This is a genomic window from Bacteroidales bacterium MB20-C3-3 (genome assembly GCA_035609245.1).
GTDB lineage: Bacteria > Bacteroidota > Bacteroidia > Bacteroidales > UBA932 > Bact-08.
Window position 1 is genome coordinate 683,470 of sequence record CP141202.1, and the last position, 20,816, is coordinate 704,285.

Below are 20,816 nucleotides of genomic sequence, written 5' to 3' on the forward strand. Positions count from 1 at the left end.
ATCACTGATATCCAAGAGGTGTATATATAAATAAATTGGGACGGGAGTTTGAGTCGCCGGGGCGGTATCTTCTGGTTGAGATCAAGACAACACCGGAGAGCGATTTGTAAAGGAGCCCGTCATTGCCGTTTAGGACAATCAGAGTCTCAACATCTCTTACATCCATCCCTTTTAGCGCAGGGAACTCCAGATCATCATCATTATATCTGACACCGTCAACATAGATGATTGTTTTATTATATGATGGAGAGCCACCACTTCCCTTTGTAGTAATTGATCTCCTTGAATATAGATAATCATTAAATGCAAAAAAAGAGGGGTAATTTGCAACAATGTATTCCAAAACAGATTTGTGGTCATCTCTCTTCAAATCCTCCCGCTCCTTTACGCTTCTCCTCTCAAAGGCGTTTCCAAATGGAGAGGGGTTAATCTTTGGTCTGTATAGTCCGTTAATCTGTTTTCTGTCAACAATAATCTTCACTGCATCCAGTTTTATAACTCCCGATGTGTCATACAGGATTACCGGAGATGAATTGTCTGATCTCTCTGTAATATTTCCCGATTCATTACTATAAAGAGACAAATAATCATAATAGGGCGCAAAAGTCTCTGGCAGACAAACCGGATAATATCTCTTTTTGCCGCTCAGGTCAGTAGCCTTGATAATATACTGAGTCCCTTCAGGAGTATCCAGTTCCGTAATCAGGAAATTGAATGGATTATTCTCCACAATAGCCTGCCTGGTAAAACCGGTCTGAGGAGAGAAAACATCCAGAATATAACTGTCAACTCTTTTGCCTGAAGCATTTTCTACCCACCCCTCAATATAGTGGGAAGACTCTTTCAAATAGGATTTTGGTTTATTCTCTTCAATTGACTTATTTGTAGTATAATCAGCAATGGAAAAAGTGCTCCTCCCCGGAGTAAATGGTTCATTCGGCTTAATTATACTTATTTTGGTAAAAAACAGATCTTCCGTTGGTTCGTTTAACATATACCGGGTGTAAGCTCTCAAAATATAATCACCATACGGCAAATCTCCCCTGAAAGGAAAATATCCGCTAAACCCATCTTCATCCCTCTTAATCTTCACTCTTGTTATGACACTATCTTTCAGAAGCTCTACATAGATATAGTTGCTTCTGATATTAGAAAGACCGGCATCGCTATCATAAACAGAGGCTTTAAACCTTATTGTATCTCCGGGAATATAGTATGCTCTGTTTAGCTCAAGAGTGAGAACCTCCTTTGCAGTGAGAGTATTTACAACAATGGAAAATACAGTAGAGGCAATTAAGCATATAGCTTTCACTTACGGTTTTTTAAAGTTTATGCAATTTAAACAAAAATGTTATAGATAGCACTAATCGCACACAGATTTTGCCTCAGAGGAAAAGTGTCAAACACTTGATATTCTATTGCTTACCAAATCTTGCAAATAGCTCTAATTGCTTAATTATGTGACATTTGACACTTTACCTCTGAGGCTGTAAGGCTGTAAAAAAAAGAGGCCTAAGCCTCTTTCATCATCTGCAATGCCCCGGTGAACTTGGCCACCTTATCTCTGGCATAGGGGAGTTTTATAGTCAAGCTTTTTTTGTTCTGAGATGGGGTTTCATACATTGCGTCAACCATTATGGCCTCGCAGATTGACCGCAATCCCCTCGCTCCAAGTCTAAACTCTATTGATGTATCTACAATATAGTCAAGTACCTCCTCTTCAATATTCAACTTAACACCGTCCATCTCAAAAAGTCTCTCGTACTGTTTTACCAGAGCATTCTTTGGTTTTGTGAGAATGTTTCTGAGAGCTGTTCTGTCAAGCGGCTCAAGATATGTGAGAACCGGAAGTCTTCCTATTATTTCAGGGATAAGGCCGTACGATCTAAGATCCTGAGGAGCAATGTATCTCATAAGATTCTCTCTGTCAATATGCTCGGTCTTCTGAGAGGCTCCGTAGCCCACCACCTGAGTATTCAATCTCTGTGATATCTTCCTCTCAATTCCCTCAAAAGCTCCTCCGCATATAAAGAGAATATTCTTAGTATCAACAGCTATCATCCTCTGCTCAGGGTGTTTTCTACCTCCCTGAGGCGGAACATTCACAACGCTACCCTCAAGCAGTTTAAGCATGGCCTGCTGAACCCCCTCCCCTGACACATCTCTGGTAATTGACGGATTATCGCCCTTTCTCGCAATTTTATCTATCTCATCAATAAAGACAATTCCCCTCTGTGCCCTTTGAACATCATAATCGGCCTCCTGCAACAGCCTTGTCAGGATACTCTCAACATCCTCCCCCACATATCCGGCCTCTGTAAGAACAGTAGCATCCACAATAGTAAAAGGGACATCAAGCATTTTTGCGATGGTTCTTGCAAGAAGAGTCTTTCCTGTTCCGGTACGGCCAACCAGAAGAATATTTGATTTCTCCAGATCCAGATCATCTCCGTTATTACCGTTAATTCTTTTGTAATGGTTATATACAGCAACAGAGAGATACTTCTTTGCCTCCTCCTGACCAATTACATAATCGTCCAGAAAGGCAGCAATCTCTTTTGGTTTGAGTAGAGGTTTTGCCGATGTTTTCTTCTTCCCCTTTTTTGCGGCAAGGGCCTCTCTGGAATAATCTACCGCCTGCTGAGCACACTCATTACAGATAGATGCAATTTCACCTGCAATTAGGACATCAACCTCGCTCTTACCCCTCCCGCAAAAAGAGCAATAATCTGTGTATTTGGAGGCCATCTACTTCTTAGCTTTAATAAGAATTTCGTCAATCATTCCGTACTCCTTCGCCTCCCTGGCATTCATCCAGTAATCTCTGTCTGCATCTTTTTCAATCTGCTTTAGTGATTTGCCAGAGTGAAGTGCAATTATCTCATACAACTCCTTTTTAAGAGTAACAATCTGTCTGGCTGTTATCTCAATATCACTTGCCTGACCCTCTGCACCTCCCATAGGCTGATGAATCATCACCCTGGAGTGAGGAAGTGCAGATCTTTTGCCGTTTGCACCTGCGGTAAGAAGAATGGCAGCCATTGAAGCGGCCATACCTGTACATATAGTTGCAACCTCAGAAGATACCAACTGCATTGTGTCATAAATACCCAGTCCTGCATAAACTCCCCCGCCGGGAGAGTTTATGTATAACTGAATATCGGCTTTTGATTCTGTAGAATCCAGATACAGTAGCTGAGCCTGGATTATGTTGGCTACATCGTCAGTGATGGGTACACCCAGAAAGATGATTCTGTCCATCATAAGACGGGAAAACACATCCATTGCAGCAACATTTAGTTGTCTCTCCTCAATTATTGTAGGATTGATATAGGCGCTGCTTATTGAGTTAAACCTGTGCAGTGAAAGACTGCTTATGCCTTTGTGATGAACTGCATATTTTTCAAAATCTGTAGCCATATATTTTTTATTAGTTTGTCATTTCACGAAGTTTCTCAACAGAGACACTCTTTTTGTCAAGTTTTACGACAGACCTTACATATCCTATCACCTTATCCTCCTCTACCTTGTCAAATATTCTTCTCCCCTCTTTCTCATTTGAAAGCAGAGACTCTGCATACTGATTAAGTTGCTCTTCCGGTACATTTGGAAGACCATACATAGCAAACTGGTATGCTGCTATGCTCTTTGCCTGGGCAAGCAGATCTTCACGGTTTACATCCAGTTTCTGCTCTTTAACAAAGTACTGCCTTATCATCTGCCAGCGGAAATCTTTAAGGAACAGGCCAAAATCCTTCTCAATCTCCTCCATAGAGAATTTACCCTCGTTAGCAGTGAAAAGCCAGCGTTTCAGGAAATTTTCAGGTACTGTAATGGCGGCTTTCTCGATAAGATAGTCACGCGCATCAAGCATAAACCTGTAGTCGCTCTCCTGAGCATATTCAGCCTTCATTCTCTCAACATTTTTTGCATCAAGCCCCTCTTCATTTGTTACAACACCCTCACCAAACATTTTGTTGAAAAGATCCTGGTTAATCTCAGGCTCAACAAACCGTTTCACCTCTTTAACAATTATCTTCCACATTGGCTCAACTGTTGACAGCTCCTCTTTTTTAATTTTAAGAAGAGCGGCTCTGTCGGCCTCATTTGTAAAGGTCTTGTTAACATCTACCTCAATTTCATCTCCTGCTCTCTTGCCCATAAACTGCTTCTTGATCTTTTTGTCCTCAATTGATCTAAGTGCAACATATGTTCCCTCTACTCTGTTTTCTCCCTGAATGAGATCTGCAATGATAAAGTCCTCCTCCTGATCAATTGATTCAGCAACACCCAGCTGACCAAATTGTCTCAGTACATTACTTTTATATTTTGCAATTTCATCTTTTGAAAGGTCAGCTTCGTAGTATACAATTTTGTCATCTGCAGAGAGAGCTATATCAACTTTAGGTGCAAGAGCTATATCAAAAATAAACTCCATATCTTCACCGGCCTTCCAGCTTACCGGCTTCTGCTCTGTCTCGTTTGCAAGAGGCTCACCAATAATGTTTAGTTTGTTATCATTGATAAAGTTGTTCAGCCCTTCTGAAATAAGATTATTCACAGCGTCCACCATTGCAGACTGACCGTGCATCTTCTCAATCATTGACATTGGAGCCATACCTTTGCGGAAACCTTTGATGTCTGCATTTCTGCGATAGTCTCCAAGAATCTTCTTAATTTTGGGAGCATAGTCATCGTTTCCTATGGTAAGAGAAACCATAAGCGTTAGATCTTCAGCTTGTTTCTGTGTAACTTTCATCGTTTATTTTGTTTTGTATTATCTCAAATAAAATCAAAGCAGACCACCCGATGGGTATCTGCTTTTGAGTGCGGGCAAAGGGACTCGAACCCCCACGCCTTTCGGCACCAGATCCTAAGTCTGGCGCGGCTACCAATTACGCCATGCCCGCTTTGGGGAGTGCAAAGGTAAAACATTTTTTTAAACTTCCAAAAGCATCTTAACAAATGCCCAGTTATCTTTTGTCTCTGAATATAAAAATTTCAATCCGCACCTCTCTCCCTCCTCTCTGACAATCTTAATATCCTCACTGTAGAAACCACTTAACAGAAGGTGAGCTCCGGGTAACATAGCCGCAACATATGTTTCCATATCTTTTACAATAATATTTCTGTTGATGTTTGCAAGAACGAGTGAGTATTTTCCGGTGCTGTTAAGTACTCCTGCATCACCGTGCAGCACTCTTATTTTGGAGGAGACTCCGTTTACTGCAGTATTTTCCAGAGAGGAGCTTACTGCATCAATATCGTTATCAACAGCAATCACCTCTGATGCTCCCATCTTTGCAGCCAGAATAGCCAGAATTGAGGTACCGCAGCCCATATCCAGAACCCTGATACCATTAACCTCCTCCTTCATCAGATTGGAGGCCACCAGGTGTGTTGTCTGGTGATGTCCGGTACCAAAGGCCATTTTTGGATCAATGATAATATTGTATTTGGTATCCGGAAGATCTTTATGGAAACTTGCCTTTACAGTACAGAGATTGTCCACCACCAAAGGGGGAAAATTGGATTCCCAAAGCGCATTCCAATTCTCTCCCTTTACCAGTGAATATTCAATTTTTGAAGAGAAGGCATCAAAAAGAGAGAGACTCTCCTTCAGAGCAGAAAAGTCATCATCTCTGAAAAGCTGAGCCTTTATGTATCCCTTAACAAAAGGTGACTCTGCAGAGAAACTCTCAAATTCATAATCTCCCATTACAGCAAGAACTATTTCAGAATTCTCTTCAGTAAATGGTCTTAGCTCAACTGATACCTCTGTGTAATCCATCAGAATGATTTAACAATTTCAATAAAGTCTTTTGCATCAAGAGAGGCTCCGCCAATTAAACCTCCATCAACATCATCTTTGGAGAATATCTCTTTTGCATTTGAGGGTTTGCAGCTTCCGCCATAGAGTATTGGAATTCTGTCTGAGTGATCTCCAAATTTATCACCAATTACTCTCCTTATATATGCATGCATCTCCTCGGCCTGGTCAGAAGTGGCTGTCATCCCTGTGCCAATAGCCCATACAGGCTCGTAAGCAACTATAACATTATCCAGCTCAACTCCTCTTAATCTGTAAAGAACATCTTTAATCTGTTGTGCAACAACTTCAAAATGTCTGTGAGCCTCTCTCTCCTCCAGTTTCTCACCTACACAGAATATTGGCTGCATACCCTCATTAATCACAAGATTAATTTTTTTGTACAGACTTTCGCTGTTCTCAGCATAATACTCCCTTCTCTCAGAGTGGCCCAGAATAATATATTTACAGCCGAGATTCCTCAGCATAGATGCAGAGACCTCGCCGGTAAAGGCACCTTTGTCATGATCTGCACAATTCTGAGCTGCGAGAGCAATTTTCATCCTGTTCTCTTTCATGTATTTCCCCAATACCGCAAGATGTGTGAAAGGTGGTGCAATTACTATCTCAACATCAGATTCCATCTCTCTTGTAAGAAATTCGAGTTGCTTAACAAGCACCTCTCCCTCCGGCATCAGGGTATTCATTTTCCAGTTGCCGGCAACAATTTTTCTTCTCATCGCTGTGATTTTTTTGGTTTTGTTTGATGACACAAAAATAACAATTTTTTTTGCACTATCTTCGCAGGGTTAAATTGATAACAGAGAGTTGAGACCAGGGAAATCATACTTCAGAATATACGCAGCAATTGCCGTTTCACTTGTTGTTCTGATAATAATGAATCTAATTCTGGGCTCTGTTATTATCCCTGTCAGAGAGTTATTTGCCTCTATAACAAACAGCTCATCAATATCCTATGTGAATGATATTTTGTGGAATTTCAGGATTCCAAAGGTTATTACGGCTCTTCTGGCAGGAGTTGCACTCTCAGTTTGCGGCCTTCAGATGCAGACCCTTTTCAGAAACCCTCTTGCTGACCCGTTTATACTGGGAATTAGTTCCGGTGCCGGACTAGGAGTAGCCCTCTTTGTAATGGGCTCATCGGCCTTTGGCATTACTATGGCCGGCAGCATTTTTTTTAACCTGGGAATTGCAGCTGCAGCCTGGGCAGGAGCTGCCGGAGTCACCCTTTTGATACTTCTTGTATCTCACCGTCTAAAGGAGAACTCTTCACTGCTTATTTTTGGCATCATGATTGGCAGTATTACAAGTGCAATAATTACTTTGATACAATATTTCTCATCCTCTTCTGAATTAAAGGCCTTTGTCACATGGACAATGGGGAGTTTCTCAGGCCTTACCAGTGCTCAGATCTGGATAATGTCCATGCTGGTTTTTCCCGGTATAGTGCTCTCTGTCTACAATATAAAAGAGTTAAATATCCTTCTTCAGGGGGAGGCCTATGCAAAAAGTCTGGGACTCAATCTTGAGAGAACACGCAGAAGAATACTTATTGCCACCACTCTTCTTGCCGGCAGTATTACTGCTTTTTGCGGTCCAATCGGCTTTATAGGAATAGCAGTACCTCACATTGCAAGGCTACTCTTCAGAAATGCAGATCATAAAGTACTGGTACCCGCCACAGCCCTTACAGGAGCAGCAATTATGGTATTTACAGATATGGTTGCTCAACTCCCCGGACAATCCGGAGTAATCCCGATAAACACAGTAAGTGCCCTTATTGGAGTTCCGGTAATTTTATATTTAATTATGAAAAGCAGATTTGCATGAGCGGAGAACTTCTCATAATGGAAAGCCTCAGGCTGGGATATGACAGGGAGATCTACGGACCTGTTGACGCCTCTGCTTCTCCCGGAGAGATGATAGCTTTGGTTGGGCCGAATGGTGTGGGGAAAAGTACTCTTCTTAAAAGTATTTCCGGTATCCAGCACTTCAGGTCAGGTGTGATCAGATTAGACTCAAGAGATATCAGAAAAATAGGCCACACAGAGATTGCCTCCCTCATCTCTTTTGTACCTTCTCAAAGCCCCAGGGCAAAGAACCTATCTCTTTTTGATATGGTATCATCCGGCTGTTTCAACAGAACAAACTGGCTGGGAGAGACCACAGAAGAGGACAGGATGCTGATTATTGAGACGCTTGACAGAGTTGGGCTAAACGGCTTTGCGGAGAGAGACTCCAGCCAGCTTAGTGACGGAGAGTTTCAGAGAGCTGCAATAGCCCGCTCTTTAGTTCAGCAAAGTGGTATAATTCTTCTTGATGAGCCAACAGCCTTCCTGGACATTGAGAATAAGCTGATAATAACAAGGTTGCTCAAAAAGCTTGCAACAGAAGAGAAGAGATGTATAATATTCTCAACCCACGACCTGCAACTAGCAATAAAACTGTGTGACAAAATCTGGCTTATGGGGAGCGATGGCTTTCACCAGGGAGCCCCTTCAGAATTAATAGAAAATGGAGCCTTTGATACTATGTTCAAAGACTCCACTCTAAAATTTGACAAAACCCTTTATACCTTTGTCTAGAATGTAGTTGGCGTTTCCGGTTTTGGCGCTGTCTCAAACATTTTTGCAATAGCTTTTGCCAGTCTCTTTACACCCTCCTCAGTTCTCTCTTCATTCATAAAAGAGAAGTTAATCCTCATTGTATTCTTACCTGAACCATCGCAGTGGAAGGCCTCTCCAATAACAAAGGCCACATCCTCCTTGATTGCAACATTAAACAGCTCAGTAGCATCATATCCCTCAGGAAGAGTTACAAAGAGGAAGAGGCCACCCTCAGGTGTTGTCCACTTAACCCCTTCAGGCATATATTTTTCGAAACAAGAGATCATATGGTCTCTCTTTATTCTGTACATATCAATTGTCTTCTTGAGATTTTTGTCAAAAAGGCCCTTCTCAAGATATCTTGCGGCAACTGCCTGATCAAAAACAGGAGCACAAAGGTCTGTAGACTGTTTTGCTACAATTAACTTCTCAATTATGTTTGTTGGAGCAATTATCCAGCCAAGACGGAAGCCGGGCAGGAAGGTTTTAGAGAATGTACCAAGAAGAACAACTCTTTCGTTATCCATAGAGTACATCATAGGCATCTCTACTCCGTCAAATCTAAGCTCTCTGTATGGACTATCTTCAATTACAAGAAGATCATATTTTTTTGCAACTGCCAGAACATCTTTTCTTTGCTGAACACTCATTGTTATTCCTGACGGATTCTGAAAATCAGGAATTGCATAAATAAATTTTGGTTTTTTACCACTTCCCATAAGAGCCTTAACAACAACATCAAGCTCTTCATCCTTTGTAATACCAATTGGTTTAGCCTGATATGACCAGAATGCCTGAAGCGCCCCAAGATAAGAAGGCAAACCGCAAATCAAAGTATCACCCGGGTCGATAAATATCTTTGTAACAAGGTCTATAGCCTGCTGAGAAGATGTTGTAATAAGAATATTCTCCTTTGAAATCTCCAGCCCTTGCTCACGGTAGCGTGTTGCCAGCAACTCCCTGAGTTTTGCGTTACCCTCTGTAGGTCCGTACTGAAGGGCAGATGTACTCTCCTGCTCCAGAACCTCCTGCATGATAACCTTTAAATCCTCAACCGGGAAGGTAGCAGGATTTGGAAAACCACCTGCAAAAGAGATTACTTCCGGTCTGTTTGCTACGCTTAAAAGGTCTCTGATTGCAGACCTTCTCATGCTCTTGGCATTGGCAGAAAGAATGTTTTGAATGTTCATGGCCATATATTAGTTAGTTTTTTACAAAAATAAAGAATTGTTATAAAAATTCAAAGTTTAATTTACTTTTTTAATTAATCAGGCGACATTTCATTACATCCCGTTAGCCAAACGGTCAAAAGGCAGATTCCCTAATTTTTAGTACTTTTGCAAAAAAATGTATGTCAACAATAAGAATAACCAAAGAATTTCGTTTTGAAGGGGCTCACGCTCTTCAAAACTATGATGGCAAATGCAGACATATACACGGCCACTCCTACAGACTATTTGTCACGCTCAAGGGAAGTCCCATTGCTGAGGCTTCAAGTCCAAAAAACGGAATGGTAGTTGATTTTGGCGATCTTAAGAGAGTCGTAAATAAATATATAGTTGATCCGTTTGACCACGCACTTCTGCTCAGAAGCGATGCTCCTGTTAAAGAGGAGATATCAGCAGCCTACCAGAATGTAATCATTCTTGACTTCCAGCCCACCTGTGAAAACCTGGCCATTTACTTTGCCGGGCTATTAAAGGATAATCTGCCTGACGGGACAACTCTCCATAGCATTAAGCTGTACGAAACACCTACATCTTTTGTAGAGTGGCTTGCATCTGAAAATTAGAAAAAATATGAAAAAGCTATACCTGATTGATGGTCACGCCCTGATTTTTCGTTCATATTATGCCTTTCTGAGAAGGCCGATGATAAACTCCAAAGGGGAAGATACATCTATTCTTTTCGGGTTTACAAAGACTCTGACAGATTTGATTATCCGGGAGAGACCATCACACCTGGCTGTAGCTTTTGACCCTCCGTCAAAGACATTCCGCCACGAACTCTACCCCCTTTACAAGGCAAACAGAGCAGAGACACCTGAGTTGATTAAAAGTGCACTGGACCCCCTGATTGAAATAGTCAGCTCAATGTCTATTCCTGTTTTGATGAGACCCGGATTTGAGGCAGATGATGTAATAGGAACGCTGGCAAAAAAGGCAGAGAGTGAAGGGTTCACAGTTTTTATGCTGACTCCTGATAAAGACTACGGTCAATTGGTTTCTGAAAAAATATTTCAGTGTAAGCCGGGAAAAAATGGTGGAGAGAATATAATAATAGGTCCAGAGCAGATTAAAGAGGAGTATGGAATTAATGATCCCCGGAGCGTTATTGATATTCTGGCAATTTGGGGAGACGCCTCTGACAATGTACCCGGAGTCAGAGGAGTTGGAGAGGTTGGCTCCAGAAAGCTGATTCAGAAATACGGAACCGTTGAAAACATTTACAAACATTTAGATGAGTTACCTGCCAAACAACAGGATGCATTCAGAGAGGCGGAGAGTCACATCTCCCTGAGTAAACATCTTGTCACAATTGAGACATCTGTGGATGTAGAGTGCAAAGAGGATGATCTTATCCTTGGCACTCCTCACTTTGCTGAGCTCAAAAAATTGTTTGACAAATATGAATTTCCATCTCTTAAGAGGCAGATTCCTCAACTTGAAGAGATTTTTATAACAGACAAAAGTATAACTCTTACAGAGGCAACAGCTTCTGAAGAAAAATCAGGCAATACCCTAAGTTTTTCAGTTGCAACACCAGATAAAGTGATTGAAGAGGCTATAATCAAGGGAATAGTGGGAGTCAGTGTCAGGGGGAATAAAATCTCAATAAGCTCATCAAATCTTGTTGCAAACCTCCGCCCTGATCAAAAGATTTTACTCAGAGATATCCTGCAGAATAGAGATGTTACCATATGCGGATTTGATATTAAATCGCTGCTCAATTCTATGTCTGCAATTGGTATAAAACCTCTTGGAAAATTGTGGGATGTTGAGCTTATGCACTATCTTCTCATGCCGGAGAGATCACATAAAATTGAGATACTATCCCAGTCATATCTTGGAATCAACCTGGAATCAGAGAAGGAGCTTGTGCAGGCAGATCTCTTTTCATCACAAAACATTGCAGCCGAGGAGGAGTCCGGAGAGAAGCTTAACGCAGAGGCATCAGTAATGATCCCCCTTGCTCAGAAACTTAGAGAGGAGCTGGAGAGGGGAGGTACTTTAAAGCTTTATGAAGATATTGAGATGCCCCTGATTTATGTACTTGCCTCTATGGAACAGGAGGGGATAAACCTTGACACAGCAATGCTAAAAGAGTATGGCATGGCCCTCTCAAAAGAGCTTGATGATATTGAAAAGAGGGTGAGGGAGATGGCTGAGGATCCCTCTCTTAATGTATCATCCCCAAAACAGCTCTCTGTCATTCTTTACGACAAGATGGATCTGGGATTAGGCAAAAAGGGAGGGGGAAGATCTACCGATGAGGAGACTCTGATGGAGATAATTGATAAACATCCTATTATTCCTGCAATATTGGAGTACAGGAATCTTAAAAAACTCATTTCTACATATATAGAGCCACTTCCGGCTCTTGTATCGGGAAGCAGCGGAAAGCTTCACACCACATACAATCAAGCTCTTACAGCAACCGGAAGACTTAGCTCTGTAAAGCCCAATCTTCAGAACATACCAATAAGAACAGAACGGGGCAGAGAGATAAGGAGGGCATTTATACCATCAAGACCAGATGGAGTGATACTATCTGCAGATTACTCCCAGATTGAATTAAGGCTGATGGCCCACATGAGCGGTGACCCCGATTTCATTGACGCATTCAGACAGGGCAGAGATATCCATTCGGCTACTGCATCAAAGATATTTGGTATACCGGAGGAGGAACTGACAAAGGAGCAGAGGGGAAGGGCAAAAACTGCCAATTTTGGAATTATATACGGGATCTCATCTTTTGGGCTCTCCCAGAGGTTGAATATTCCAAGGGCAGAGTCAAAAAAACTTATTGAAGATTACTTCAGAAGCTATCCTAAGGTGAAGGAGTACATGACCGGCATGACAGAGATGGCAAAAAAGGATGGATATGTAACTACTCTCTACGGAAGAAGAAGATACCTCCCGGATATTAATTCCAGGAATCAGGTGGTGAGAGGACTGGCAGAGAGGAATGCGGTAAACGCACCTATACAGGGGAGTGCAGCTGATATTATTAAAGTTGCTATGATTCGCCTCTGGAAAAGGTTGCAAAATGAGAATTTAAAGAGCAAGATGGTACTGCAGGTTCATGACGAACTGGTCTTTGATGTTTTTCCCGGTGAAGAGGAGATACTTTCAGTAATTGTCAAGGAGGAGATGGAGAGAGTAATTGAACTATCTGTTCCGCTAACCGTTGAATGTCAGTATGGGAGAAATTGGCTTGAAGCACATTAAGGAAGAATCGGACAAGTCACTTGCCAGACTCTCTGCCAGCGGGAGCCAGGAGGCATCGCGTGAGCTTGTAAAAAGATATTCTGAAAAGATAAAGAAGCATATAGGAACACTGGTCTCTGACACCCGCGATACTGAAGATATATCACAGGAGGTCTTTGCCAAAGCTTTCCAGATGATAGAGAGTTATAATCCGGAATTTGCATTCTCAACCTGGATATATACTATTGCAAGAAACAGCAGTATCGACTTTATAAGGCGGAAGAGGGTTACCACCAGATCCCTGGAACTATTTGAAGGTTCTGACGAGGCTTCCGGGGGAGATCATTGGGTACCAAGTCCGGAAGAGCACCTTATCTACGAACAGGAGATAGAGAAAATACAAAAGGCGATAAATCTGCTGCCAGATCTTTACAGGGTTGTTGCAGAGATGAGATTTATTCATGAATATGCATACGAGGAGATGGCCAAAGAGCTGGCTCTTCCGGTTGGAACAATTAAAAGCAGAGTAAGAAGAGCAAAAGAGAGATTACAGAAAGATGGAAACCTTAATATTCAACTACTTCCCTGACCTTACACCTAAGCAGAGAGAGCAAATTACTGCTCTCTTCCCTCTTTACAAAGAATGGAACTCAAAAATTAATGTTGTATCCAGAAAGGATATTGACAACTTGTATTTGCATCATGTTTTACATTCGATGGCAATAGCTAAGGTTCTTTCACCACCTCCCCTCTCCCGCATACTGGATGTTGGTACCGGCGGAGGCTTCCCCGGAATACCCTTAGCAATACTCTTCCCGGAAAGTCATTTTACTCTGTGCGACTCAATCGGCAAAAAGATACTTGTAGCTGAAAGTGTAGCCGGGGAGTTAGGACTCTCAAATGTTTCTGCAGTAAATAAAAGAGCCGAGGAGATTGAGGGCAGTTTTAATTTTGTTGTATCCAGGGCTGTTACTGAATTAAAGAGTTTTCTGCCATGGGTGTGGAGTAAAATTCTCAACGGGGAGAGAGATGGGATAGCCGGTGGCGTCTATTATCTCAAGGGTGGCGATCTTAAGATAGAGCTGGCTGAAGCAACCCAAAGAATGAAGCTCTCACCATCCCGGATTACCCAATACAGGATATCTGAGATATTTAAAGAGCCATTTTTTGAAGAAAAAAAGATAATATTCATAAAACGGTAGCATAAATATTTGCGTTTAAAAACATTTTGCATATCTTTGCACTCCCTTTTGCGAAAATAATAATAGTAGAATATATACCATGAAACGCACTTTTCAACCATCATTACGCAAGCGCCGCAACAAGCACGGCTTTCGTGAGCGCATGTCAACACCTAACGGCCGTCGGGTTCTTGCTGCACGCCGTCGTCGTGGACGCAAAAAACTGACTGTGTCATCTGAAGATCGTTTCTAATCTGTAAGAGGCATAAATGAGATTCATTTAAAGAGGCTCCATAAGGCCTCTTTTTTGTTATATTTGCCACTCAAAATAATATTCAGAAAATGGCAAGAAGAGTTGGATTTGAAGAGGCCCTCTCACTGTACAAAAACACAGATATGAACCTCATATCCCGTTTGGCTTCTGAGATAAGAGAAGAAATTAACGGGAACAGAGTATACTATAACAGAAATTTTCACCTTGAACCAAGCAATGTATGTCTCCACAGATGTACCTTCTGCTCATACAGAAGAGAGAGTGACCAGGAGGCCGGAGCCTGGTCAATGGATATAAATGATATCAGGGAGTATTGCCGGGATAAATACAAAAACGGAGAGACCGAGGTCCATATTGTGGGCAGTGTCCACCCTGACAGAGATTTTAATTATTATCTATCTGTTGTGGATGCAGTGAGGGAAGAGCTTCCTGAAACTGTAACAATTAAGGCATATACTGCAGTTGAGATTGATGATATGACAAAATCATCCGGCCTTTCACCTAAAGAGGTTCTCTCAAAATTAATGGAGAGAGGGGTAAAACTATTACCTGGAGGTGGCGCAGAGATTTTCAATCCAAAAATACGAGACCAGATATGTCCCGACAAAACTGATAGCAAAAGATGGCTTGAAATTCACAAAGAGGCCCACAAACTGGGGATGAGGACAAACTGCACCATGCTTTTTGGGCACATTGAGAGCAGAAGAGACCGGATTGAACACCTTATGGCCCTTAGAGACCTTCAAGATGAGACAGGGGGATTTGACGCCTTTATTCCGCTTCTGTTCAAACCCTCTAATAATCCCCTCTCCCACCTTGGAGAGTTGAACATAATTGAGGTGCTTAAAACATTTGCCATCTCCAGAATTGTTCTTGACAATATTCCTCATATTAAATCATACTGGCCTATGCTTGGAAAAGATATGTGCCAGCTGGCTCTATTATACGGAGCCGATGATATGGATGGTACAATAAACGACTCTACCAAAATTTATAGTATGGCAGGATCAAAAGAGAAAAACCCTCACATGACCACATCTGATCTGGAGCGTATGGCTGCTGAGACAGGTTACGAGGCCGTAGAGAGAGACAGTTTTTACAACATTATCATAAAAAAATCATAATTTTGTTTAAGAACAGGAAAAAGATGAAAAACAAAGGAGCAGAGAAACCCTGGTACAAAGGGTGGTTTATGATGGAATTGTACAAAATTTCTGCAATTCTTGTCGCATTTCTGATAGTTGTTATAATTCTCCTGAAAATTATTACCAGGCACAATTCAGAACTAGAGGTACCCGATTTCACCAGAATGACAGTATCAGAGGCAGAAGATGTTGCCAGAAGAGCAAATCTCAGATTGGAAGTTACGGACTCTGTTTTTCTCCCAAGGATGGGAAGAGGAGAAATTTTTCGTCAGAATCCTGTTGCCGGAAGTAATGTAAAAAAGAACAGAAGAGTACTTCTGACTATCAACTCTCTTCAGCCAAAGAAAGTGTCAATGCCATCAGTCACCGGCTATTCACTTCGCCAGGCAAAGGCAGAGCTTGTTGCAAGACAGCTTCGCGTAGGGAGACTCATATATGTTAGTGATATGGCCACAAATAATGTCCTTGCCCAGAGATACAACGGCTCTCGTGTGGCCCCCGGGACACTTATTGAGACAGAGAGTGAAATTGATCTTGAAGTTGGGATTAGCAGCGAGAGCGAGCGCACATTTGTACCTGATGTAATTGCCCTGCCACTTACAACAGCAAGAGACATTCTTATTGATAACTCCCTGAATTTATCAAAATTAAAATACGATAAATCTGTCCAAAATTACTCAGATTCAATATCCGGTTTTGTGATAAAACAGAGCCCGGAACCATCTCAGTCCATCTCCAGGGCGCTTGGCTCCTATGTTGAACTTACATTAAGCGTTGACAGATCACTGATTGACAGTCTTAAGAAGAGAGAGGAGAAAAAATGATTAATGAGGAGCTAGAAGATCAGTTTGAACTCGATCCGGATGAGATTGGTGATGACGAAGAGTCCGGGGGATCATTTGAACATTACAGATTTGTTGCTGACAAGGGTCAAAGCACCATAAGGGTAGATAAATATTTAACCGCCCATATGGAGAAGACCTCCAGGCACAGAATACAGCTTGCTATAGGTGCCGGTTATGTTCTTGTTAACGATAGAATTGTCAAAGCAAACTACACAGTAAAGCCAAATGATATAATAAGGATTGTCCTCCCATACAAAAGAAAAGGTATGGAGGTCAGACCTGAAAACATACCTCTTGACATTGTATACGAAGACGACTCTCTTCTGGTCTTAAACAAACCTGCCGGACTGGTAGTACACCCGGGACACGGCCATTTTTCCGGGACACTGGTAAATGCCCTTGCATATCATCTTAACATTTCTCAGGATGAGAAGGCCCCTGACGAGAGAATGGGAGTACTCGTTCACAGAATTGACAAAAACACCTCCGGTCTTCTGCTGGTAGCAAAAGATGATGAATCTCAGCTTTATCTGGCAAAACAATTTTTTGACCACACAATTGAAAGAAAATATATAGCTCTGGTTTGGGGGAACTTAAAAGAGGATTCAGGAACCATAACAGGCAATTTAGCAAGAGATCCAAACAACAGACTAAAATTCAAAGTATTTCCGGACGGAGAGACTGGCAAACACGCAGTAACTCATTATAAAGTAATTGAGAGATTCGGCTATACAACACTGGTAGAGTGTGAGCTTGAAACAGGCAGAACACACCAGATCAGAGTACATATGGATTGGATAGGTCATCCCCTTTTCAACGACGACAGGTATGGTGGAGATAAAATCCTAAAGGGAACTTTATACTCAAAATACAAAAAGTTCATTGACAATTGTTTTGAGATGCTGCCAAGACACGCCCTCCACGCAAAAACTCTCGGCTTTGTACATCCAAAAACAAAAGAGAACCTCTTTTTTGAAAAAGAGATTCCCTTTGATATGCTCTCAGTTATTGAGAAGTGGAGAAACTACTCCTCATCCCGCTAGCGGTGAAATCTTCCGCCACCCATTCCGGGTCCCCTCATTGGCTGGCTACCACCTTTTTGCCCTCCAAAACTACCAAATCTCCAGGTAAAGCTTAGCATAAAATATTGCTGAAGAGTGTTATTCTGGACATCTTCAATGTAGTTATCTGTGGTTGTTCTGAACACACTCTTAGATTGGTTGAGTATATCAAATACCTTTAATCTTAGAGTTGAAGAATTTTTGAAGAGTAGTTTGGAAATCTCAGCATTCCAGACAGCAGCGGGGGTGTTATATCCCTCTCCGTATCCTATGTAGAAGTTGTAGTCAAAGTCAGAAGCAAGGTTGAATCCGGCAGGTAATGTCCAGTTTACTGATCCGTTAACAGCATTATTCCAGGTAGCAGGCTGTGCATTCTGCTGAATAGTATACCATGCATAGTTGTATCTGGCTCTGCCTCCGATACTGAGCTCAATCTTTTCACCCCTGTACATAAATCTTAACATCTCACTAAAAGAGAGTGTTGTTGTAAAACCCTTCTGAAGTGTTTCCAGCGTTCTTCCTGAGAAGCTTACCCCTCTGTTAACACCGGCATTGGTAAAGTTCATGATTGAGAACTTTGATTTATTGATTGGAGTGTTGTACATCAGATTAAGATTTACTCCGTATGAACCTGATGCATTTACAGGCATTGTATATTGTACACCGGCCTCGTCATACCATCTCTGGGTTACAATTCTGTCCTGAGTGTAGTTTGCCCTTAAACCCGCATCTATAGTACGGAAAGTCTCTCTCTTTGTATCCCTGTAATTTGCCCACAATGAGTGCTCAAACTCCGGTAAAAGGTCTGTATTACCCATAGGAATAAGCAGAGGATTAGAGTTATCCCTTACAGGTTGAAGCTGATTTACAGATGGCTGCCTTGTTCTTCCGTTATACCTGAATCTTAGATTCTGAGTGTCAGAAAACTTTAAATCCAGTTGAGCAGAAGGGGCAAAATTAACGACAGATCTGTTGATAACAGTTCCATCACTCCTTATACTTCTTGTCAGAGAAGGCTGAGCATTTACACCAATTACATAGCTGTATTTCTCCTCATTCTTTCTCAGATTAATCTCTGCTCTGTGATTAATAAAGATATTCTCGAAATAGTTAGAGTAAAGAGTATCTAGTATATCATAGTTACCGGAAATGCCCTTATTATAGACTTTTTTATCTGAATCAGAGAATCTGTAACCAAATCTGTAGGCAAGCTCCATATAATAGTTCTTTCCCAGCGGCTCTGTATATGATGCTCTGGCAGATATATCGTAAGATTTTGAATCGGTTGTGTAATTCTGATCTGTTATTGTTGAGTCTGCCTTATCACCAATAATATTTCTTGACCTGTTTATTCCGTTAAAAAGTTCGTTATTTGAATATCCAAAATCCATGTTTACTGAGAAAGTTCTTCCGGGTTTTGAAAAACGATGTCTGAGCAACAGGTCTCCCTCGAATGACTGAGCACTGTTCTCACCTCTGAGAATGCTGCTTCCCTCATTGATTTTTGTGCCTGCTCCACCCCTGGTCCAAAATTCTCTGGTATCCTCAAATGAACCTTTTGTTATACTTACATTTGGTCTGAAGAGTATAGATGTCTTGTCATTGAATTTGTACTCAATATTGAGAGCTGCTCTGTGCCCATCTGAGAAATTGTTTGACACAGACTCCTCTGAATAGTTAAAAGTACTATCCTTCAGGAAATTCTGACGGAAGGTTTTGTTTTCTGAAAGTCTGTCGCTACCACTGTAAAGATAATTTCCTCCAATTTTAAGTTTACCGTCATTAATGTCTTTGTTTGCATTTATTCCACCCATCCAGGAAGTAGTAAGACCACTTCCGCCAAATCTCATTGTTGCGCCACCCATTCTTATAGCTCCTCCACCCATACCGGATGAGTTTCTCATTGCCGCCATCATTCCACCTGCAATGTCTGAGAATCCACGATTATTTGTGTTATTTATATTGGCAACTGCTGTAAGTTGACTGGTCTTTGTGAAATTTCCAACCATACCGGCAGCCTGATACCTATCCTCTGTACCATATCCGGCAGATGCGTTTCCAAACCATCCGTTCATCATACCCGGCCTGATACTCAAATCTATAACAGTCTCCTCCTCACCATCGTCTATTCCGGTAAACTCCGCCTGTTCAGATTTTTTCTCAAGTACCTTAACCTTTTCAATAATCTTTGCAGGAAGATTCTTTGTTGCCAGCTGAGGATCATTGAGGAAGAATGCCTTTCCGTCAATCATTATTTTATTAATCTCCTTACCATTTGCAGTAATCTTTCCATCCGCGTCAACCTCAATACCCGGAAGCTTTTTCAGCAGCTCCTCAAGCATATCACTGTCTGTTGTTTTAAAAGAGGAGGCGTTGTATTCAACTGTGTCCTTTTTAACAATTATCGGATTACCTACAGCCGATACTACCACAGAGTTAAGGGTATTAAGCTGCTCTTTAAGCTTAACCTCTCCAAGCTCTATTATTCTGTGTTCATCAAGAGTTATCTCTTTCAGATAAGTCTGATAGCCCAGGTATTCAATTTTTAAAAGGTATTTACCGGGAATGATACCTCTTATCTCAGCTCTTCCCCTTGCATCTGAGAGCGCATATTTAAAGGGAGTCTCCTCCCCTATCTTGGTGACGGAGGCAGTAGCAAACTCAATCGGCTCTGCTCTCAAACTGTCAAGTACCGCAACCCGTATTCTTATCTCCCTCTGCTCTTCACTGGCAAAGACATTGATAAAAAGAAGTGTAAAAAAAGTTAACAGGACAAATTGCTTAAAGGATTTCATATAGTTATTGATACGATTACTCTTGTTATTAAATATTCAACAACCCTTTGACAAACGAAAGGGCAAAAGGTTAAATGGACTTAAAAAAATTATTTGATTCTTTCAGGATGAGCCTTGACAAATGCTTCCCATCCCTTTCCACCGGTGGAGGACTTAACCGTGCGTTCAGATTCATAATAGTGACAAAGTGCAACAGCAAGACCATCTGTAGCGTCCAGATAATCCGGTATATCTTTTGTTTTTAGAATGTTTGTAAGTAAAGCAGCAACCTGCTCCTTAGAGGCTGCCCCCTTTCCAGTTATTGAGAGTTTTATTTTTCTTGGAGCATATTCAAAAACAGGCATATTTCTGTTTAATGCAGCTGCAATCGCAGAGCCCTGAGCTCTTCCCAATTTGAGCATAGACTGAATGTTCTTTCCGTAGAATGGGGCCTCTACAGCAAGTTCGTCAGGTTTATAATGCTCTATAAGCTCTGTAACCTCAATAAATATTTTTCTGATTTTGGCAAAATGATCCTTCTCCTTTCTTAAATCCACAACTCCCATAGCAACATACTTAGGAGATAAAGGGGTGGCCTCAACCACCCCAAATCCCAATATCTGCGTTCCGGGGTCAATCCCCAATATCACCTTATTTGCCATTATATATA

19 protein-coding genes and 1 tRNA gene are annotated in these 20,816 nt (G+C 41.5%); 10 read left to right on the plus strand and 10 right to left on the minus strand.

All coding sequences use genetic code 11. The features are described from left to right. Position 1: 1 nt before the first annotated feature. The 7 genes from U5907_03060 to tpiA form a co-directional block, all read right to left on the minus strand. Positions 2–1,312: a TonB-dependent receptor plug domain-containing protein gene (locus U5907_03060; protein WRQ33634.1), complete on the minus strand. Its 1,311-nt coding sequence runs from the start codon at positions 1,310–1,312 to the stop codon at positions 2–4. A 200-nt stretch (positions 1,313–1,512) separates the two neighbouring features. After that, on the minus strand, positions 1,513–2,748 hold the full coding sequence (gene clpX, locus U5907_03065; GenBank protein ID WRQ33635.1) for an ATP-dependent Clp protease ATP-binding subunit ClpX: 1,236 nt from the start codon (positions 2,746–2,748) through the stop codon (positions 1,513–1,515). Next, complete coding sequence (gene clpP, locus U5907_03070) at positions 2,749–3,420, minus strand: ATP-dependent Clp endopeptidase proteolytic subunit ClpP (protein ID WRQ33636.1); 672 nt, start codon at positions 3,418–3,420, stop codon at positions 2,749–2,751. Positions 3,421–3,430: 10 nt separating this feature from the next. Next, the gene (locus U5907_03075; GenBank protein WRQ33637.1) at positions 3,431–4,759 is read right to left on the minus strand and encodes a trigger factor; all 1,329 of its coding nucleotides are present in this window, start codon (positions 4,757–4,759) and stop codon (positions 3,431–3,433) included. A 69-nt stretch (positions 4,760–4,828) separates the two neighbouring features. After that, positions 4,829–4,910 (minus strand) — tRNA-Leu (locus U5907_03080). 29 nt (positions 4,911–4,939) lie between these two features. Further along, positions 4,940–5,791 carry a 50S ribosomal protein L11 methyltransferase gene (prmA, locus tag U5907_03085; protein WRQ33638.1) on the minus strand — a complete coding sequence of 284 codons (852 nt, stop codon included), beginning with the start codon at positions 5,789–5,791 and terminating at the stop codon, positions 4,940–4,942. Next, a complete protein-coding gene (tpiA, locus tag U5907_03090; GenBank protein WRQ33639.1) occupies positions 5,791–6,549 on the minus strand; it encodes a triose-phosphate isomerase in 759 nt (252 codons plus the stop codon). The genes prmA and tpiA overlap by 1 nt, the downstream gene beginning before the upstream one ends. A gap of 88 nt (positions 6,550–6,637) precedes the next feature. Here tpiA and U5907_03095 point away from each other — a divergent pair, with 88 nt between their 5' ends. Then, positions 6,638–7,660 carry an iron ABC transporter permease gene (locus U5907_03095; GenBank protein ID WRQ33640.1) on the plus strand — a complete coding sequence of 341 codons (1,023 nt, stop codon included), beginning with the start codon at positions 6,638–6,640 and terminating at the stop codon, positions 7,658–7,660. After that, positions 7,657–8,415 (plus strand): ABC transporter ATP-binding protein, encoded by a 759-nt coding sequence (locus U5907_03100; protein WRQ33641.1) that lies wholly within the window; start codon positions 7,657–7,659, stop codon positions 8,413–8,415. The genes U5907_03095 and U5907_03100 overlap by 4 nt, the downstream gene beginning before the upstream one ends. Here U5907_03100 and U5907_03105 read toward each other — a convergent pair. Continuing rightward, positions 8,412–9,626, minus strand: coding sequence for a PLP-dependent aminotransferase family protein (locus U5907_03105; GenBank protein WRQ33642.1), 1,215 nt, complete (start codon positions 9,624–9,626; stop codon positions 8,412–8,414). The two genes, U5907_03100 and U5907_03105, sit on opposite strands and share 4 nt — an antisense overlap. Before the next feature lie 161 nt (positions 9,627–9,787). Here U5907_03105 and U5907_03110 point away from each other — a divergent pair, with 161 nt between their 5' ends. The 8 genes from U5907_03110 (at position 9,788) to U5907_03145 (ending at position 17,354) form a co-directional block, all read left to right on the plus strand. After that, a complete protein-coding gene (locus U5907_03110) occupies positions 9,788–10,228 on the plus strand; it encodes a 6-carboxytetrahydropterin synthase (protein ID WRQ33643.1) in 441 nt (146 codons plus the stop codon). 7 nt (positions 10,229–10,235) lie between these two features. Then, positions 10,236–12,887: a DNA polymerase I gene (gene polA, locus U5907_03115; GenBank protein ID WRQ33644.1), complete on the plus strand. Its 2,652-nt coding sequence runs from the start codon at positions 10,236–10,238 to the stop codon at positions 12,885–12,887. Then, positions 12,859–13,455 (plus strand): sigma-70 family RNA polymerase sigma factor, encoded by a 597-nt coding sequence (locus tag U5907_03120; protein ID WRQ33645.1) that lies wholly within the window; start codon positions 12,859–12,861, stop codon positions 13,453–13,455. The genes polA and U5907_03120 overlap by 29 nt, the downstream gene beginning before the upstream one ends. Next, on the plus strand, positions 13,424–14,068 hold the full coding sequence (rsmG, locus tag U5907_03125) for a 16S rRNA (guanine(527)-N(7))-methyltransferase RsmG (protein WRQ33646.1): 645 nt from the start codon (positions 13,424–13,426) through the stop codon (positions 14,066–14,068). Before U5907_03120 ends, rsmG begins: the two co-directional genes overlap by 32 nt. A 79-nt stretch (positions 14,069–14,147) precedes the next feature. Further along, positions 14,148–14,300, plus strand: a complete 153-nt coding sequence (gene rpmH, locus U5907_03130; GenBank protein ID WRQ33647.1) for a 50S ribosomal protein L34 — start codon at positions 14,148–14,150, stop codon at positions 14,298–14,300. 89 nt (positions 14,301–14,389) lie between these two features. Further along, the gene (locus tag U5907_03135; GenBank protein ID WRQ33648.1) at positions 14,390–15,445 is read left to right on the plus strand and encodes a CofH family radical SAM protein; all 1,056 of its coding nucleotides are present in this window, start codon (positions 14,390–14,392) and stop codon (positions 15,443–15,445) included. A gap of 23 nt (positions 15,446–15,468) precedes the next feature. Continuing rightward, complete coding sequence (locus tag U5907_03140) at positions 15,469–16,290, plus strand: PASTA domain-containing protein (GenBank protein ID WRQ33649.1); 822 nt, start codon at positions 15,469–15,471, stop codon at positions 16,288–16,290. Then, the gene (locus U5907_03145; GenBank protein WRQ33650.1) at positions 16,287–17,354 is read left to right on the plus strand and encodes an RluA family pseudouridine synthase; all 1,068 of its coding nucleotides are present in this window, start codon (positions 16,287–16,289) and stop codon (positions 17,352–17,354) included. The genes U5907_03140 and U5907_03145 overlap by 4 nt, the downstream gene beginning before the upstream one ends. On the opposite strand, the gene U5907_03150 is transcribed toward U5907_03145, so the two are convergent. Then, a complete protein-coding gene (locus U5907_03150) occupies positions 17,351–20,167 on the minus strand; it encodes an outer membrane beta-barrel family protein (protein ID WRQ33651.1) in 2,817 nt (938 codons plus the stop codon). The two genes, U5907_03145 and U5907_03150, sit on opposite strands and share 4 nt — an antisense overlap. Before the next feature lie 89 nt (positions 20,168–20,256). Further along, positions 20,257–20,808, minus strand: a complete 552-nt coding sequence (gene ruvC, locus U5907_03155) for a crossover junction endodeoxyribonuclease RuvC (GenBank protein ID WRQ33652.1) — start codon at positions 20,806–20,808, stop codon at positions 20,257–20,259. Between the last annotated feature and the right edge of the window lie 8 nt (positions 20,809–20,816).